At 57.5% G+C, this 18,626-nt stretch carries 11 protein-coding genes; 6 read left to right on the plus strand and 5 right to left on the minus strand.

Annotation, left to right across the window (positions count from 1 at the left end; all coding sequences use genetic code 11):
* Window positions 1-75: 75 nt before the first annotated feature.
* From KORM41_RS19450 to KORM41_RS19475, 6 genes are all read left to right on the plus strand, one after another.
* Complete coding sequence (locus KORM41_RS19450; protein WP_068152350.1) at window positions 76-3,072, plus strand: TonB-dependent receptor; 2,997 nt, start codon at window positions 76-78, stop codon at window positions 3,070-3,072.
* A gap of 204 nt (window positions 3,073-3,276) precedes the next feature.
* On the plus strand, window positions 3,277-3,993 hold the full coding sequence (locus tag KORM41_RS19455; protein ID WP_068152353.1) for a SapC family protein: 717 nt from the start codon (window positions 3,277-3,279) through the stop codon (window positions 3,991-3,993).
* Between the two features lie 2 nt (window positions 3,994-3,995).
* Window positions 3,996-5,006, plus strand: a complete 1,011-nt coding sequence (locus tag KORM41_RS19460) for a cupin-like domain-containing protein (protein WP_068152356.1) — start codon at window positions 3,996-3,998, stop codon at window positions 5,004-5,006.
* Window positions 5,003-6,511: a tryptophan halogenase family protein gene (locus tag KORM41_RS19465; protein WP_068152364.1), complete on the plus strand. Its 1,509-nt coding sequence runs from the start codon at window positions 5,003-5,005 to the stop codon at window positions 6,509-6,511. The genes KORM41_RS19460 and KORM41_RS19465 overlap by 4 nt, the downstream gene beginning before the upstream one ends.
* Window positions 6,508-7,311 carry a glycoside hydrolase family 16 protein gene (locus KORM41_RS19470; protein WP_231727348.1) on the plus strand — a complete coding sequence of 268 codons (804 nt, stop codon included), beginning with the start codon at window positions 6,508-6,510 and terminating at the stop codon, window positions 7,309-7,311. Before KORM41_RS19465 ends, KORM41_RS19470 begins: the two co-directional genes overlap by 4 nt.
* A gap of 169 nt (window positions 7,312-7,480) precedes the next feature.
* Entirely contained in the window at window positions 7,481-10,003 is a 2,523-nt protein-coding gene (locus tag KORM41_RS19475; protein ID WP_156432067.1) for a glycoside hydrolase family 3 protein, read from the plus strand.
* Window positions 10,004-10,130: 127 nt separating this feature from the next.
* Here the strand turns inward: KORM41_RS19475 and KORM41_RS19480 are convergent, their stop codons facing one another.
* The 5 genes from KORM41_RS19480 to glgC are packed head-to-tail and all read right to left on the minus strand — an operon-like array spanning window position 10,131 to window position 18,613.
* Complete coding sequence (locus KORM41_RS19480; RefSeq protein WP_068152368.1) at window positions 10,131-11,762, minus strand: alpha-D-glucose phosphate-specific phosphoglucomutase; 1,632 nt, start codon at window positions 11,760-11,762, stop codon at window positions 10,131-10,133.
* Window positions 11,743-13,881: a 4-alpha-glucanotransferase gene (gene malQ, locus KORM41_RS19485; RefSeq protein ID WP_068152370.1), complete on the minus strand. Its 2,139-nt coding sequence runs from the start codon at window positions 13,879-13,881 to the stop codon at window positions 11,743-11,745. Before malQ ends, KORM41_RS19480 begins: the two co-directional genes overlap by 20 nt.
* Window positions 13,874-15,916 carry a glycogen debranching protein GlgX gene (glgX, locus tag KORM41_RS19490; RefSeq protein WP_068152372.1) on the minus strand — a complete coding sequence of 681 codons (2,043 nt, stop codon included), beginning with the start codon at window positions 15,914-15,916 and terminating at the stop codon, window positions 13,874-13,876. Before glgX ends, malQ begins: the two co-directional genes overlap by 8 nt.
* 10 nt (window positions 15,917-15,926) lie before the next feature.
* Window positions 15,927-17,387 carry a glycogen synthase GlgA gene (glgA, locus tag KORM41_RS19495; RefSeq protein WP_068152373.1) on the minus strand — a complete coding sequence of 487 codons (1,461 nt, stop codon included), beginning with the start codon at window positions 17,385-17,387 and terminating at the stop codon, window positions 15,927-15,929.
* Complete coding sequence (gene glgC, locus KORM41_RS19500) at window positions 17,387-18,613, minus strand: glucose-1-phosphate adenylyltransferase (RefSeq protein ID WP_068152585.1); 1,227 nt, start codon at window positions 18,611-18,613, stop codon at window positions 17,387-17,389. Before glgC ends, glgA begins: the two co-directional genes overlap by 1 nt.
* Between the last annotated feature and the right edge of the window lie 13 nt (window positions 18,614-18,626).

Consider the following 18,626-nt stretch of genomic DNA (forward strand, 5'->3'; position numbering starts at 1 on the left):
TGTTTTGGGAGATATGGCTCATTTAAGCGCCTATTAGGGAAATGTACTTAGCTTAGGGGAACGGAAGGGAAATTCATGAGACCTGGAAGCATTTATCGAAATTCGGTAGCGAGTACCATGTCGCTTATTATGGCGGCTGTTACGGCCTCTACCGCAGTCGCGCAGGAGGCTGATGACGCCTCGGCTGATGACCTGGGACTGGAAGAAATCGTTGTTACGGGTATTCGTGGCAGCCTGAAGCAGGCGATGGATGTCAAGCGCGACGCTCGCGGTATTGTTGACGCCATCAGTGCTGAGGACTTCGGTAAGTTCCCCGACACGAACCTGGCGGAATCACTTCAGCGCATTACCGGTGTGTCCATTGACCGCGTCAACGGCGAAGGCAGCAAGGTAACGGTTCGTGGCTTCGGTCCAGACTTCAACCTTGTGACCCTGAATGGCCGTCAGATGCCGACATCCGGCCTTGAAGATACGTCTGCGTCAGCCTCGCGTTCGTTCGACTTTGCGAATATCGCAGCAGAAGGCATTTCTGGCGTGCAGGTATATAAGACTGGTCGCGCCTCCGTACCAACCGGCGGTATCGGTTCCACGATCAATATCTCCACGACCCGTCCGCTTGATGCGCCCGGCATGAAGGCGACCATTGGTGCGAAGGCTGTTGCTGATACGTCAGACGACGACGGTACATCCGTAACGCCTGAGATTTCCGGCCTCTACAGCAACACCTTTGCTGACGACAAATTTGGTGTTGCCCTGACAGGTTCCTACCAGAAGCGCAAGGGTGGATACACGCAGGCATCTGCCGGTTGGCGCGGCGCGTTTGAAGGTACCCAGAACGACTGGGGGACTTTGCCGCAGATCCCGGATGGTGGCACGGAAGCTGACATCAATGTCACCAACCGTCCTGGCGCTGGTGACTATTATTCCACAACGCAGAACATGGCTTATTCCATGACTGGGATCGACCGTGAACGCATCAACGGCCAGCTGACCATGCAGTTCCGCCCGGTCGATACCATCACTGCAACAGCGGACTACACCTATTCACAGAACAAAATCGGTACCGAGCGTCATGACATGTCCGTTTGGTTCAACCATGGCGCAACAACAAGCGCATGGACGGACGGTCCGGTTGCAGGCCCGCTCTTGTATGCCGAAGATTTCGGCGGCAGCCCAAGCGACCTTTCGTTTGGCGGCGTTGAGTTCGCCACCAAGAATGAAAACAAGTCCCTTGGTTTCAATGTAGAGTGGACACCGACCGACAATTTCGAGCTTGAGCTGGATTACCATAACTCTAGCGCGGAGTCCGGTGCAGATAGCCCTTATGGCAGCAACGTCGCGCTCGGCACTGCAAGCTTCACGCTTCAGTCGCAATCGATTGATTTTTCGGAAGAATTTCCGGTTCTGTCCATCTCGCAGGTCGATGGCCTGACGGGAATTGACCCATCACGCATCGTGTCCACAGGCTCGAGCTTCCGCAACAGCTACATGCGGACGGATATCGAGCAGGCGCAGTTCAACGGCTCCTGGCACTTTGATGAGGGTATCGTCGAAAGCATCGACTTTGGCGCGTCCTATACGGAGAATAAAGTACGGTCGGCTTACGCCAACGTACAGCGTGACACCTGGGGCGGTGCAGGGCCGGCTTCGGACCTGCCCGATGACATCTTTGAGGTTATCAGTGTAGCTGACAAGTTTGACAATCTCGATGGCTCCGATAATGCGGCGCTCTTTAACGAGTGGGTCGTCTATGACTTCGAGACCATGGTTGGTCTGATCGATGATCTTTACGGCGCATGTGGCGGTAACGGACAATGTGCTTCTACCGACTGGCAGGTTGATCGTCGCACCACTGAAGAAACCTTTGCTGCCTACTTCCAGGTGAATGCAAGCTGGGAAGTCTCCGGTAATCCGCTGAATATTGTGGCTGGCCTGCGCTATGAGGACACGGATGTGACGTCTCGTGCACTTGTGCCAATCGCGACCGGCACACAGTGGGTTGCAGCCAACGAAGCTGTGGTAATCTTCTCACCGGATCAGGATTTCACAGAACTGACTGGTGGCTACGATAACTGGCTTCCATCCATTGATATCGACTTCTCGCCACTTCAGGATGTGGTGTTGCGGGCGTCCTACTCCAAGACGATCGCACGTCCGAACTATGCAGACATCCAAGGTGGCCAGACCATTAATAATCTCTTCCGGATTGGTGGCGGTACGGGTAGCCAGGGTAACCCGGACCTACTTCCATTCGAATCCACCAACTGGGACTTCAGTGCTGAATGGTACTATGACGATGCAAGCTACTTCGCTGTTGGGTACTTCAACAAGAAGGTGAAAAACTTCATCGGCACGGAAACCATTACGGCTACACCATTTGACCTGCCGAACCCATTCGGAGGCCCACGTTATAACGACGCCGTGGCAGCTGTAGGCAGCGACGACCTGGTGGAAATCCGGAATTGGATTTTCGCGAACGCGGACCCAAGCACCGTGGAAGTCACGGGCGTTGACTCCAACGGCGACACCACAGGCAACATCCTGGGTGTAGCGGGCGAAGATCCAACGCTTGAGTTTGTGGTAAGCATTCCGTCAAACCAGCGGTCTGCCAAGCTGAATGGTTGGGAATTTGCCCTGCAGCACACCTTTGGTGATAGCGGCTTTGGTGCGATCCTGAACTACACCATCGTAAACGGTGATGTTGGGTTTAATGACCTGACGAACTGGAACCAGGAACAATTCGCGCTTTACGGTCTTTCGGACACAGCCAACATTGTCGGTTTCTACGACAAAGATGGCCTTCAGGTTCGTGTCGCCTACAACTGGCGTGACAAGTTCCTGTCCGGGATTATCCAGGGCGAATATGCACAGCGTCACCCGAACTATGTCGAGGCATACGGCCAGTTTGATGTGAACGTCAGCTATGATGTGAACGACCAGATCACGGTGTTTGCAGAGGGCATCAACGTGACGGGCGCCACGCAGCGGAGCCACGGGCGGAGTGAAAACACCGTCCTTTGGGCAACACAGGCTGGTGCGCGTTACCAGGTTGGTGTTCGCTACAAGTTCTAGGGCAACCTCAACTTTCCCAAGCCCAAGGAAGGCCGCCATTCGTGGCGGCTTTCTGCCCAACAGGGGTAAAGCGTCGGTTCAGTGAGCCATGTGCCTTGTCTGGGCCGCCCGAAAGGGCGTAGCATAAACAGCATGCCGGTTCTGGGGAGATGCCGGATAAGCTGATAAACAATAAGAATACCAGTAGAGTGGAAGAGAAGGGTGATGACGCAACATGTCTTGCTGAACAATGTGGATCACAGGGATCTGCGAATTATCACGGATCGGTCGGCTGCGCTTGGCGACGCCATCATGAGCTGCCTCACCTTCCCCATCGAATTCCGGGATCTTCAGGCCCACTATCCGATCCTGTTTCAGAAAGACCCCAATTCAGGTGCTTTTCAGGCCGTGACGCTCCTTGGCCTTGCCCAAGGTGAAAACCTGTTCCTGACCGACAGTGGCTGGGACGCCCACTATGTACCCATGGTGGTGGAGATGCAGCCTTTTGTGATCGGTATTCAGCAGCGCCCAGGCGAAGAAGCGCAAACGGTGATCCATGTGGACATGGACAGCCCGCGCGTTAGCCAAAGCGAAGGACAGCCGGTTTTCCTGCCCCAGGGCGGCAACACGGATTATCTGGAGCATATCGCAGCCATCCTTGACCGCTTGCACATGGGGGCAACCGCCAGTGCTGATTTCTTCCAAGTGGTGGACAGCTATGGCCTTCTGGAGCCTATGGCCGTTGAGATTGAACTGAAGGATGGTTCAACCAACCGGCTGGTGGGCTTTCACACAATCAATGAAGAAAAGCTCTATGGCCTCGACGGCGAGGCGCTGAGTGCACTTAATGAGAAGGGCTACTTACAGCCGCTTTATATGGCTGTTGCGTCGCTTTCGAATTTGCGTGACCTGATTGAGCGGAAAAACCGGACATTGGCCTAACCATGCATGACCTGAAGACCATCCGTGAAATTACTGGTGCTACGGGCGCAGACCTGACGGACGAGCTTTTGGCAGGCCAGGAGCCTGTTGTGCTGCGTGGGCTCGCCGCGGATTGGCCGTTTGTGGCTGCAGGCAGGAAATCGTCCGCCGACGCCCGTGCTTACCTGAAGGGGCTCTATAATGGCTCCGAGGTCATTGTCTCCCACGCCGGGCCTGAAGCGGGTGGCAAGCCCTTCTACAAGGAAGACATGAGCGGGCTGAATTTCGACTATAAGCGTATCAAGCTCGACAAGTTTCTTGATCTTCTGGAGAGACACGAGGAGGAGGCGGATGCGCCGTTCCTTTATGTGGGTTCCACCGCCATCGGAGATTGCTTACCGGCGTTCAGCGACGAGAATAGCGTACCGCTGGGCGACAGGCGCTATATTGAAAGCATCTGGATCGGCAACCGGACGCATATTTCGGCCCACTATGACCTGGCTGACAATGTGGCCTGTGTGGCGGCCGGTAGGCGGCGCTTCACGCTGTTTCCGCCAGACCAGTTGCCGAACCTTTATGTTGGGCCGCTTGATTTCACGCCGGCGGGCCAGCCTGTCAGCATGGTGGATCTGCATGCACCGGATTTTGAAAAGTTCCCGCGCTACCGGGAGGCGCTGGCGGCTGCGCAAACAGCCGAGCTCGAGGCTGGCGATGCCATCTTTATCCCCAGCATGTGGTGGCACGCGGTGGACGGCCTCGCAGCTTTCAATGTGTTGGTGAATTATTGGTGGCGCCAGTCACCGGCTTTCATGGGGCCGCCCAATAATGCGCTGCAGCTTGCGCTTCTGGCGCTCCGTGACCTGCCACCTGAACAGAAAAAGGTCTGGCAGCAGATATTCAATCACTATGTCTTTGAAAACACAGATGAAACATCGGCGCATATCCCGGAACGGGGCAGGGGCGTTCTGGGGCCAATGACTGACGAAAACGCACGGCGTATCCGCGCCTTCCTTTTGAACGGGTTGAACAGATGACAGCACAAACGATTAAACGTGTGGTGATTGTGGGCGGAGGCACGGCTGGCTGGATGGCGGCCACAGCGCTCTCGAAAATCATGGGCGGCGTGCTTGATATCACGCTCATCGAATCCGACCAGATCGGCACTGTGGGAGTGGGCGAGGCGACGATCCCGACGCTCGTGAATTATAACCGGCTGATCGGCATTGATGAGCAAGCCTTCATGGCCGCCACCAAGGCTACCTTCAAGCTGGGGATTGAGTTTGTTAATTGGAAGCAGAAGGGTGAAAGCTATATCCACTCCTTCGGTATCACCGGCAAGGACCACTGGACAGCAGGCTTCTGGCATTTCTGGCTGCGGGGACTGAAGGAAGGCATCGACTATAAGTTCGGTGACTACTGCCTGGAACTGATCGCCGCCGAGCAGAGCAAATTTGCACACCTGCCGAAGCTTGGCCTCAATTACGCCTATCATTTGGACGCCACGGCCTATGCGGGTTTCCTCAGGAAAATGGCGGAAGAACACGGCGCCAAGCGTGTTGAGGGCAAAATCACCAGCGTTAGCCAAAACGGAGAAAGTGGCTATGTTGAAAGCGTGACGCTTGAGGGCGGAAAGGTGATTGAAGGCGACCTGTTCGTCGATTGCTCTGGCTTCCGCGCGCTGCTGATCGAAGGGGCGCTGCACACCGGCTATCATGACTGGACGCACTGGCTGCCGTGCGACAGCGCCATCGCGGTTCAGACGGAAGCAGTCTCTGAGCCGATCCCTTATACCAAGTCCATCGCCCACGACAGTGGGTGGCAGTGGCGCATCCCGCTGCAGCACCGCGTGGGCAACGGCCTGGTCTTCTGCAGCAATTATCAGGACAACCAGTCCGCAATCGATACACTGATGGCGAATATTGAGGGCAAGCCGCTGGTAGACCCGCGGGTGATCAAGTTCCGCACGGGCACGCGACGCAAGCACTGGAACAAGAATGTTGTCGCTGTGGGGCTTTCAAGCGGCTTTATCGAGCCGCTCGAGAGTACAAGCATTCACCTGATCCAGCGTAGTATCTTCCGACTGATGCAGATGTTCCCGCACACCGGCATCGTTCAGGCAGATATTGATGAATTCAACGCCCAGACGTCTTACGAGATGGAACATATTCGCGACTTTATTATCCTCCATTATCATGTCACCGAACGGCGCGATACGCCGTTCTGGCGCCAATGCGCAAACATGGATATCCCGGACGGCCTGAAGCACCGGATTGCCCTGTTCCGCGATGCCGGTCGTGTGTTTCGCCCGAACGACCAGTTGTTCGCAGAAAACAGCTGGGTACAGGTGATGTTGGGGCAGGGGATCATGCCCGGTCAGTATCATCCGATCGCGGACCGCATGACCGAAGAAGAGCTGCATAATTTCCTCGCCCATATCCGCACGAATGTGGAGAAAACGGCGACGCAGCTCCCCTCTCACCATGATTATGTGCAGCAATACTGCAAGGCCGCTGAGATGATGGCGAAGGGGGCCGCATGACTTTCAGGAAATTGCTAACTGCAGCCGGTGCCCTGGCTGCCATGAGTACGGCTGCCATAGCAGAGGATCGCTATGAGCTTGTCTGGTCGGATGAATTTGACGGCACGGAGCTTGATGAAAGTGTCTGGCATGTGGTCGAAGGCAATGGCTGTCCGTCCAACTGCGGTTTCGGAAACAATGAGCTTCAGTCTTATCGGGGCAAGGATAAGAACCTGCGTCTGGAAGACGGCAAGCTCATTATTGAAGCCCGGATGGGCAACAAGGTGACTTCGGCCAAGATTACGACCGAAAACGTGCCCGGCTGGACCTACGGGCGTTTCGCAATGCGTGCCAAGTTGCCGTCTGGTGTCGGCACATGGCCTGCTTTCTGGATGATGCCGAAGGACGCGCGCTATGGCCCTTGGCCCAAGTCTGGTGAGATCGATATCATGGAGCATGTGGGCTATAATCAGGGGCAGGTTCATGGCACCATCCACACGGAAGCCTTCAATCACCGTATTGGCACCCAAAAGGGCGATTTCATGCAGGTGGCAGATGCTTCAACCGCTTTTCACGACTATGCTGTCGAGTGGGACATGGGCGAAATCCGTTGGTATATTGACGGCCGGGAGTACTTCCGCATCGAAAAGCAGAGTGGTGATGGCCATGCCGAATGGCCCCTGGATCACCCTTTTTACATCATCCTGAACCTTGCTGTTGGTGGCGATTGGGGCGGTGCCAAGGGTGTTGATAAGGCGGCTTTTCCAGCCCGGTTTGAAGTCGATTGGGTGCGTGTTTGGCAGAAACCTGCGGATAATTAAATTGGCTTAAATCTGACAGCGCTGTCAGATTTTCATGGACATGTGAAATTTTCATGCTAGGCTGAAGAAGGATATGACAGCGCTATCATATTGGAAGGGAGTAGCGTTGTCGGTAGGGACGCGAGTCAGGGAAGCGGACGTTATGAAGTATCTTGATTACAGAATTTTTATGGCAGCAGTCGCGCTGACCCTTGCTGGCTGCGATGACGCGCCAACGGCAACGGAAAGCAAGGCCGGGCCGGTTGATTGGCCAGCGATTGAGAGCCCGGTCAGGACAGACTTAGCCACCGAACAGAAGGTGGCGGACCTTTTGGCGCAGATGTCAGTTGAGGAAAAGGTTGGCCAGATCATGCAGGTGGAAATCCAGCACATCTCGCCGGAAGAAGTGAAGGTCTATCATATCGGTTCTGTCCTGAACGGTGGTGGTTCGCTGCCGAACCGGAACAAGCATGCGACGCCACAGGAATGGTTGGCGATGGCCGATGCCTTTTATGACGCCTCAATGGACATATCCGACGGCGGTCAGGCGATTCCGATCATCTGGGGCAGCGATGCGGTGCATGGCCACAATAATGTTATTGGTGCCACACTGTTTCCCCACAACATTGGCCTTGGTGCTGCCAACAACCCGGAGCTTCTGCGCCAGATCGGTGCGGTAACAGCGCTTGAGATGCGCGTCACCGGCATTGACTGGACATTCGCGCCAACACTTGCGGTTGCCCAGGATGACCGTTGGGGGCGAACTTATGAAAGCTACTCCGAAAGCCCGGAAATTGTAGAGGCATATGGGCGCGCCATGGTGGAGGGCGTGCAGGGCATTCCGGGCACGTCAGAGTTTCTTGATGTTGACCATGTCGTTTCAACGGCCAAACACTTTGTCGCCGATGGTGGCACCGAAGGCGGTGATGATCAGGGCGATGCGAAGATTTCTGAGCAAGAGCTGCTGGACATTCATGCCGCTGGCTACAAGGGCGCGCTTGCAGCTGGCGTTCAGTCCGCGATGGCAAGCTTCTCCAGCTGGAACGGCCAGAAACTTCATGGCAGCAAATATCTGCTGACTGATGTGCTCAAGGGGCGGATGGGCTTTGAAGGTTTTATCGTGGGCGATTGGAATGGTCATGGCCAGGTGCCTGGCTGCACTAACGCATCCTGCCCGATAGCCATCAATGCCGGCCTTGATATGTTCATGGCAATTGAGGAATGGCGAGACCTTTACAAGAATACGCTGGCCCAGGTGAACAGCGGCGAAATTTCTATGGCCCGGCTTGATGATGCCGTGTCACGTATCCTGCGGGTAAAAATCCGGGCTGGCTTGTTTGAAAAGGGCCGCCCGTCTGACCGTGGTGCTGCGGGGCAGGACGGCATCATCGGCCAGCCGGCGCACCGTGCGGTCGCGCGCCAGGCAGTGCGCGAAAGCCTCGTGCTGCTGAAGAACAATGGCGGCCTTCTGCCGCTCAATCCATCTGCGACTGTTCTGGTTGCCGGTGACGGCGCCGACAACATCGGCAAACAGTCTGGTGGCTGGACCATCACCTGGCAGGGAACCGGCAATGAGAACAGCGATTTTCCTGGCGCGACCTCCATCTTCGCCGGTATCCGCGATGCGCTTGAACAAGCGGGTGGCAGGGCCGTGCTTTCAAAAGATGGCAGCTACAGCGAAAAACCTGACGTGGCCGTCGTGGTGTTTGGCGAAGACCCATACGCAGAAGGCCAAGGCGACATCGATACGGTTGAATTCGAGCCGGGCAGCAAGAAAAGCCTCGCGCTTCTGGAGAAGCTGAAGAGCGAGGGCATCCCTGTGGTGTCTGTGTTCCTCTCTGGTAGACCGCTCTGGGTGAACCCGGAACTTAATGCTTCTGACGCTTTTGTCGCTGCATGGCTACCGGGTTCTGAAGGGCAGGGTGTGGCAGACGTGCTGATCGCGGATGCGGACGGCAACCCGCGCCATGACTTCAAGGGGCGGCTTTCCTTTTCCTGGCCGGCTAACCCGCTGCAGGGCAGGCTGAACCCACAGGATGAAGGCTATGCTCCGCTTTTCCCATTTGGCCATGGACTGACCTATGCTGGCGCCAGTTCCGACCTGGGTGTGCTTCCGGAAGATGTGCCGGGTGTCGCAGCCAGTGGAGGAGGCGACCTGGACCTGTTCGCAGGTCGTCCGCTGTCTCCGTGGCGCTTGTTTGTCGCCAATGATCAGTCCTCGCAGGTGATCAGTGGCTACTATGCCCAAATTCCGGGGGGCGGCATGACAGCAGAACTTGTGGACAAGGATATCCAGGCGGATGCCGTAAAGGTGAATTGGCTTAGCGATGGGGATGGCTATTTCTTCATGGGCGATGCGCCGGCGATGGACGTGAGCGATCAGGCAGTGGCAGGTGCGGCGCTCCGGTTCGACCTTCGCGTGGACAGCTTTGACGGCGAAGGCGCCAGCCTTTCTGTTCGCTGTGGCGAGGCCTGCAGTCGCTCGCTTGATATCGACGTATTCCTGAAGGCTTCCAACGGCAAAGGGTGGACTACAGTATCCGTGCCCCTTGCTTGCCTCTCGAATGACGAAGCCGACTTTGAAGCGCTCTTGGAACCGTTCCGGTTCAGCGTGACAGGGAAGGCAAGCATGACTTTCGCCAACATTGGTTTGGTGAAATCGGGGGAAAACTCCGGCTGGTGCGATCCTGGCGCCAGCCCAGTCGCCAACTGACCCTTTGCAACTTAACCTCTCAGCCTATTGGGGCACTAGGGTCCGCACCTCGCGGGCCCTTTTTTTGTGAATCGCCTAGCTAAAGCCCCGCCGGGAAAAGGGCGGGACAAGACGAGTTGTTTCATAATCAGGAGATGACAGAAGGCTCGGTTCGGCCGGTATGTTTTGCGATTTCCGCCAACTCACCGGCGGTCTCAATGAGCGGCGCTAGAGCTTCCTGGGTGTCTTCATTCAGGCCTTCAGGCCCTGCCACATATCGTTCGATATAGACACGGAGCGTCGCACCTTCAGTTCCGGTGCCAGACAAGCGATACACCACGCGGGAGCCGCTTTTGAAGATCACGCGGATGCCCTGGGCGGATGCGACAGAACCGTCGACAGGGTCAGAGTATGAAAAATCGTCCGCGAGCTCGACAGTCTCGTCGCCGAACTGTTCGCCTGGCAGGTTGGAAAGTTTGGCCCGAAGGGCAGCCATCAGCTCCTGCGCGGCGCGAGCGTCGACCGCTTCATAGTCGTGGCGGGAATAATAGTTGCGGCCATAGGTGCGCCAGTGGCTCGTCAAAAGGTCAGCAACACTGCTGCCGGTTTCCGCCAGGATATTGAGCCACATCAGCACAGCCCAGATGCCGTCTTTTTCACGCACATGGTCTGACCCGGTGCCGGCACTTTCCTCCCCGCACAAAGTTGCACGCCCGGCGTCCAGCAGGTTGCCGAAATATTTCCACCCAGTCGGTGTTTCAAAGCAGGGTATTTTCATGGCGGCAGCCACTCGGTCCACTGCGCAGCTAGTGGGCATGGACCGGGCTACGCCGCGAAGCCCCTGGTTATAGGCAGGCACGACCTGGGCATTGGCTGCCAGCACCGCAAGGCTATCTGACGGGGCCACATAGGTGCTGCGGCCCAGAACAATGTTGCGGTCGCCGTCGCCATCAGACGCTGCGCCCATGTTGGGGGCGTCCGGGCCAAACATAATGTTGAACAGGTCCTTGGCGTAAACGGGATTCGGGTCCGGGTGGCCGCCACCGAAATTCGGACTTGGATCGCCATTGATAACGGTTCCTTCCGGTGCCCCGAGCGCTCCTTCGAAAATCGCTTTGGCGTAGGGGCCAGTGATGGCGTGCATGGCGTCAAAACAGAGGCGAAAGCCCCCCTTGAACAGGCTTCTGATGGCGTCAAAGTCAAACAGGTCTTCCATCAGCTCGATATAGTCAGCGACCGGGTCAACGATCTCGACCTGCATGTCGCCAAGGGTGACTTCCCCAAGAGCCCCCAGATCAAGGTCTGGCGCTTCAAGCATACGGTATTCGCTGATGGTTTGCGTTCTGGCATAGATGGCGTCGGTGATCTTTTCCGCCGCCGGCCCGCCGTTCGAAGCATTATATTTGATGCCGAAATCATCGTCCGGGCCGCCCGGATTGTGGCTGGCGGACAGGATAATGCCGCCCGTGTGCTTCCCCTTGCGGATCACACAGGACGCAGCTGGGGTGGACAGGAAACCATTCTGCCCCACTACAACGCGGGCAACGCCACTCGCGGCCGCCATTTTCAGGATGGTCTGGATGGCAACGTCGTTATAGAACCGACCGTCACCTCCTAGCACCAGCGAAGCGCCTTCGACGCCGCCAAGAGCATCAAAAATGCTCTGGACGAAATTTTCCAGATAGCCGGGTGTCTGGAAAACCTTAACCTTCTTCCTGAGGCCCGATGTGCCGGGCTTCTGTCCTTCGAACGGGCTGGTCTTAACGGTTTTGATGGTCATTGTTCTCGCTCCCGCAATCGTCTGCCTGGCTAGGGCGTATGCCTGTGACGGCTGTCAAAATATCCGATACCGCTTTGTCGCTAAAGATTGTTTCAATTGGATGAGACAACTTGCGGCGCCAGTTCGGTTGTTCTGACGTGGTGCCGGGCACGTTCATCTGCTCCACCTGACCCAGAAGGTCTTCAATCTGAACGGCAATCAAGCTCGCGCCCGTGCTGGCCAGGAACCTGTGCAGGCCTATGATAACATCTTTCTCGTCATCTGTGTCTTGCGCCAGCATGCCGGCGTCACGCAGCATGGCCTTGATGCGGAACCTGTCAGTATCACGGCGGGCGCGGGCGTCTGCGAGTTGCTCATCCGTCGCCCCAATGCCCAGTTCTTCCCGCCAGCGGATGTCTGCGCCGTCCAGAAAGCCTGCGATGGTCGGGAAATCATGGTTCGACAGGGAGGCCAGCCTGTTCGGCGGATAGTCGTATGGTTGTTTGAACGAGCCGTCCTCATAGCGCTCGAACAGGAAAAGCGAACAGCCCATCAAGCCGTTGCGCCCCAGCGTGTCGCGGAAGCCTTCTGGCACCATGCCCAGGTCTTCGCCAACAACAAGGCAGTTTGACCTGTTGGATTCAAGCGCGATGATGCCCAGCAGGTCATCCAGTGGATAGGTCACATAGCCGCCTGGCGTGTCAGATCCAAGCGGGCTCCAGAAACTGCGGTTGGCGCCCAGGATGTGGTCGATGCGGATCATCCCGGCTGAGGCCATCATATTCCGAAGCGTCTTGCGGAACAGGGCATATCCGGTTTCCTTCAGGGCATTTGGGTCAAGCGGGGAAAGGTGCCATTTCTGGCCGTCCGGGTTGGCGTCATCGCCCGGCGCACCCAGACTGGCGCGGGTTGCGGTGGCTTTCTGGTTGGTCCAGACCTCCGCGCCGCCTGGCACCATGCCAACAGCAAGGTCCAGATAGAGGCCAATATCCATCCCGGCGCTGAGTGCAGCCTGCTGGGCGTGGTCTATCTGTTCGGCGGCGATCCATTGCAGGTAGGCATAGAAGTGGATGCGGCTTCGGTTCTCTGCCTCAAAGGATTTGCAGGCGCGCCCTGAAGGCCTGTGATACGCCTTGTCCCATGCCTGCCAGTCATAGAGCGGGGTGTCCTCGCCGCCCAGATGTTCCGCCAGCACTTCATACAGGCAATGATGCCAAAGCGCCTTGCCCTTCTTCTTGAGATACCGGCGATAGGCGACTTTCCGCGGGTGGCGGTCGGGGTGGCTTTCAAAAATGCTGAAAGCCTTTTCAAATGCCTTCAGTTTGAGCGCATAAACCGCCGGATAGTCCACATGGTCAGTGTCGCGGGCCTTTTTGAGCGCGGCCATGGTGGAACGGGATTTCATAAATTTCTGGCCGCTCTCGTCTTCCCAAAATTCCGCGATGCGGTCGACGGCGATGTGCATCACATTGAGGAATTCGCGGCTTGAAGGCGAATAGGGGCTATACATGCCGGGCGCCTTCGGAAACAGCGCATGCACAGGGTTGATGCCGATGAAGGCCGCGCCTTGTTCGCCCGCCGCTGTTGCCAGGTTGGCCAGGTCTTCAAAGTCGCCAATGCCCCAGTTGCGGCTGGACTTCAGCCCATAAAGCGGTGTGGTGATGCCCCAGCGCTTGCGGCTGCTGTCCACATGCCGGGCCGATTGGGGGGCGATGATCAGGAAGCTTTCTTGCATCGCGCCGCTATCGGGCCACAGCTCAAGCCGGTGGTATCCAAGTGGCGTGTTGCTGGGGATTTCAATGCCATTATCGCTGCGCGCCTCGCCTTCAAGAAAATTGCCGTCTTCCATGATCAGCCGCCACGGGATTGTATGATCGTCCGCGCGGGCAGGCCAAAGGGTCATGCCCTCGTGGGCGTAGCGGATGACAACCGTGTGCGGCAGCGGGCGCCGCTGGTCTTCCTCGCGGCCCAGCAGGTGCTGCCAAGCGCGCTTTTCATCGCCGATCGGCACGCCGAAGTTTTCAAGCAGCATGTTCCTGGTTTCGGCTGACGCCTGGTGAAAATGGCCGCTCAGGTCATGGAAGCCTTCCTGAATGCCATACGCGTGGCAAAGCCGGTGCAAGAGTTCGCCATCAAGCATGTGGGCTGCCTTTCAATAGCATGACACTTTCGCCCTTGAGGCTGATAGCCTGGCTATCGGTGCGGGTTTCTTTAAATGGCGTCTCGCTGCCGGTGTCTAGCACGCATGCCCAATCTCCGCCAGGCAGGCGGAAGTCCACATCTGTTGCGTCCGCGTTCATCAGCATTAACAGCGCTTCCGATTGGCCCTTCAAGAGGCATCCGAAATGGCTGGTGTCGGAGTGCCAAGCGCTGCCTTCAAGCGGTCCGCCACCGGCGTCCAACCATTCAACCTCGTTGGCGTCATGCAGGTATTTCTCTTGTCTTAGCAAAGCGTTGGTTTTCCGTAATCGGATTAGCCCCGCCACAAAATCCGTCAGGTCGGCGTCAGTGCCTGCCCAATCAAGCCAGGTGATTTCATTATCCTGGCAATAGGCGTTATTGTTGCCTTGCTGGCTGTGGCCGATCTCATCTCCCGCCAGCAGCATCGGCGTGCCCTGCGACAGCATCAGCGTGGCCAGAAGGTTGCGCTTGCGCCTTGCGCGGCGTGCCAGAATGGCCGCATCATCCGTCGCGCCTTCATGGCCGCAATTGTCACTGATATTGTGGCCGTGCCCGTCGCGGTTCTGTTCGCCGTTGGCTTCATTGCGTTTGTGGCTATAGCTTACCAGGTCCGTGAGGTTGAAGCCGTCATGGCTGGTGATGAAGTTCACGCTATCCTGCGGTTTGCGGTGGCGCGCATCGAATATGTCGGCAGACCCCAATAGGCCGCCTGCCAGGTCGGCCTTCGCGCCCTTGTGGCCGCGCCAGTAGCTGCGCACCTGGTCGCGGTAGCGGTCGTTCCATTCGGCCATGCCTGCCGGGAAACTTCCAAGCTGGTAACCGTGCGGTCCCACGTCCCACGGTTCCATGATGAGTTTGACACCTTTGAGCACCGGGTCCTGCTGCATGGCGGCTATGAGAGGGGCATCGGCACAGAAGCCTTCTTGGGTGCGGGCCATGGTGGGGGCCAGGTCAAAGCGGAAGCCATCCACATGCATGTCTGTAACCCAGTAGCGCAGGCTGTCCATTACCATGCACATCACCATGGGGTGGTCGGTACGCAGGCTGTTGCCGCAGCCGGTGTCGTTAACGTAAAAGCGCGGGGCATCCGGTTGCAGCCGGTAATAACTGGCGTTGTCAATGCCGCGGTAGGAAAGGGTTGGGCCAAGTTCCCAGCTTTCGGCTGTGTGGTTATAGACCACATCCAAAATGACTTCGATCCCGGCTGTATGCAGCGCACGCACCATCTTCTGGAATGATTGTTCGCCCGAAGGGCCCATATAGGCGGGTTCGGGAACAAAATAATTGATGGGGTTATAGCCCCAATAGTTAGTGAGCCCCATGTCCGTCAGGCGGGGCTCCGGGAAGAAGCTTTGGACCGGCAGCAGTTCAATGGCCGAGACGCTCAGCTTGACCAAGTGATCCAGCATCTTGGGTGCTGTTAGCCCTTCAAATGTGCCGCGCGCCTTGGCGGGAACGCCCATATGCAGGCGCGTCAGGCCTTTCACATGGGCTTCATAGATAATGGTGTTTGCCATGGGGGTGCCTGGTGGCGTGTCCTCGCCCCAACGAAAGGCAGGCGCGCCGACCACACATTTGGGCATGTGGGATGCGCTGTCTAGCGTGCAGAAGGACAGGTCTTTCTCTGTGTGGCCGGGATCATACCCCAGAAGGACCCGCCGGTCGCCGAAGGTGCCCGACAGCCTTTTGGCATATGGGTCGATTAGCAGTTTGTTGGCATTGAAACGGTGGCCTTCCTTGGGCGCATAGGGGCCGTGAACACGGTAGCCATAAAGCTGGCCGTCTGTCACGCCCGGCAGGAAGCCGTGCCATATGTTGCCTGTACGTTCCGGCAGCGCATGGCGCGCGACTTCACGCTTGCCATCTGGCGCAAAGAGGCACAGGTCCACCCCTGTTGCGTTCTCGGAAAACAGCGCAAAATTGGTGCCGCCTTCAAGTGGTGTGGCGCCAAGGGGATTCGGTCGTCCCGGCTGGATCACAGCCCCTTTTGCCATCAAACACCCCTCAGTCTTTGGTCAGCGCGTCATAGACGGCGGCGTAGGCTGCAGCCGGTGCTTGCCAACTGACGTCATATCCCATGGCGCCACGCACCAATTTGCGCCAGGCGGCTTTGTTGCCATAGGCCTTAAGCGCCCGGTCAAATGCAGCGCGCAGGGCATCCTGTGTGACCGGGCTGAACATAAAGCCGGTGCCGGTGCCCGCCTGCAACGCAGCCAGGTTGGCGTCAATCACGGTGTCAGCAAGGCCACCCACCCGTGCCACCAGCGGCAGCGTGCCATAGCGCATGGCGCAAAGTTGTGTCAGGCCGCAGGGCTCGAACCGGGACGGGACAAAGATCACATCCGCCCCCGCCTGGATGCGGTGGGACATGGCTTCATCATAGCCGATTGTGGTGCTCACCATACCAGGGTGGTCTTTGGCGGCTTTCATGAAGCCGGCCTCCAGATCCTTGTCGCCGGATCCGAGCACCGCGAGCTGTGCACCATTACCGACAATATGCGGCACGGCCTCCAGAAGTAGATCAAGGCCCTTCTGGTCTGTCATCCGGCTGATCACGCAGAAAAGCGGTGTTTTGGCGTCTTGCTTCAGGCCCATTTCTGCCTGCAGCGCCTGCTTGCATTTTGCTTTGCCTGCAGCCTTCTGACGGCTGTAAGAAGCGGGGAGGGTAGGATCTGTTTCCGGGTTCCAGACATCCGTGTCGATGCCGTTCACAATGCCCGAAAGTTTTGGGCCCAGGCTCGCCAAGAGCCCGCCAAGCCCCATACCTTTGTCTTCTGTGGCGATCTCCGCCGCGTATGACGGGCTTACTGTCGTGACATGGTCGCTATAGACTATGCCTGCCTTGAGGAAGCCGATCTGGTCCCAATATTCGATCCCGTTCTGGTGGAATAGGCTGCGGGGCAGTTTAAGGGAGGCCAAGTGCTTTTTGTCGAACAGGCCCTGGAACGCTAGGTTATGGATGGTGAAAACGGTTTTGGGGCGCGGGCCGTCTTCAAGGGCGATGTAAGCCGCTGTCAGTCCCGCCTGCCAGTCATGGGCATGGACAGTATCGGCCTCCCAGTCAGTGTGCCGACCCATGGCCAGTTCCGCCGCAGCAAATGAAAGCGCAGCATAGCGGATATGATTGTCCGCCCGGTCCTTGCCTTTGCTGTCCAGATATGGGTTGCCTTCAATGTCATAGAGATGCGGTGCATCCAGCATGAACAGCTTCAGTCCTGTTGCCGCCGTTGCGCTATAGAGCGCTGCTGGCCCGCCGAACAGGTCCTTGATTTCCGCCAGTTTCTTTGGGCGCTTCGCCCCAGCTTTCACAGCCGGGAAGGCAGGCAGCAGCATGCGCACATCGAGACCCGATTTGGCAAGCTCAAGGGGCAGGGCACCAGCAACATCCGCCAGCCCCCCGGTCTTCAGGAGTGGAAAGCATTCTGACGCAACGAAGAGAACTCGCCGCGCGCTGGACTTGGGCATTAATTGTCCTCCAGCTTGTCGATCATGGTCTGGGTGATCAGGCAGACGCCTTTATCTGTGCGGCGGAAGCGGCGCGCATCCTCGACAGGGTCTTCACCCACGACAAGCCCTTTGGGAATGGTCACGCCCCGGTCAATCACCGCGTCCTTGATGCGGGCATCCCGGTTGATGGTTACGTAGGGAAGCACAACCGTTCGCTTGAGGCGGCTATAAGAATGCGCATGCACGCCGGTGAACAGGAGAGACCGGTCAACCCGGCTACCTGACACGATGCAGCCACCGGCTACAAGCGAGTTTACGCCCGCGCCGCGGCGGCCGTCCTGGTCGTGAATGAACTTTGCGGGCGGCGTGATTTCCGCGTAGGTCCAGATGGGCCATTCGCGGTCATAGAGGTTCAGGCCAGGCTCAATGGTCGCGAGGTCGAGGTTGGCTTCCCAGTAACTGTCCACTGTGCCCACATCTCGCCAGTAGGCTTCTCCGCCGGGTACGGCACGCACGCAGGATTTGGTGAAGCGGTGGGCGAAGGCCTTCCCGTTTTCCACGATGTAGGGGATGATGTCCTTGCCGAAATCTCGGCTGCTTTTCGGGTTTGCGGCGTCGCGGCGCAGCAGGTCAAAAAGGAACTTGGTCTCGAACACATAGATGCCCATGGATGCCAGGCAGGCATGCGGCTTGCCCGGAATCGTGGGCGGGTCCGCCGGCTTCTCCAGGAAGTCGGTGATGAAGTCGCCATCGTCCACATGCATCACGCCGAAACCTTTGGCTTCCTCGGGCGTTACTTCCAGGCAGCCGATGGTGACATCCGCGCCAGAGTTCACGTGCTCCTCCAGCATGATTTCATAGTCCATCTTATAGACATGGTCGCCCGCCAGGATCACCATGAATTTAGGCGCGTATGATTCGATAATGTCGATATTCTGGTATACCGCGTCTGCCGTGCCTTCATACCATTGGTTCTCGGTGACGCGCTGGCTTGCCGGTAGAATGTCGAAGCTTTCGTTCCGTTCGGCGCGGTAGAAGTTCCAGCCCCTTTGCAGGTGCCTGATCAGGCTGTGCGCCTTATATTGGGTTGCAACCCCGATCCGCCGGATACCCGAATTCATGGCGTTCGATAAGGCAAAATCGATGATCCGGCTTTTGCCGCCAAAATATACAGCTGGCTTGGCGCGCTTGTCTGTCAGCTCCTTCAGGCGACTACCGCGACCACCGGCCAGAACATATGCCATGGCATGACGAGAA

Source organism: Kordiimonas lipolytica (assembly GCF_001550065.1).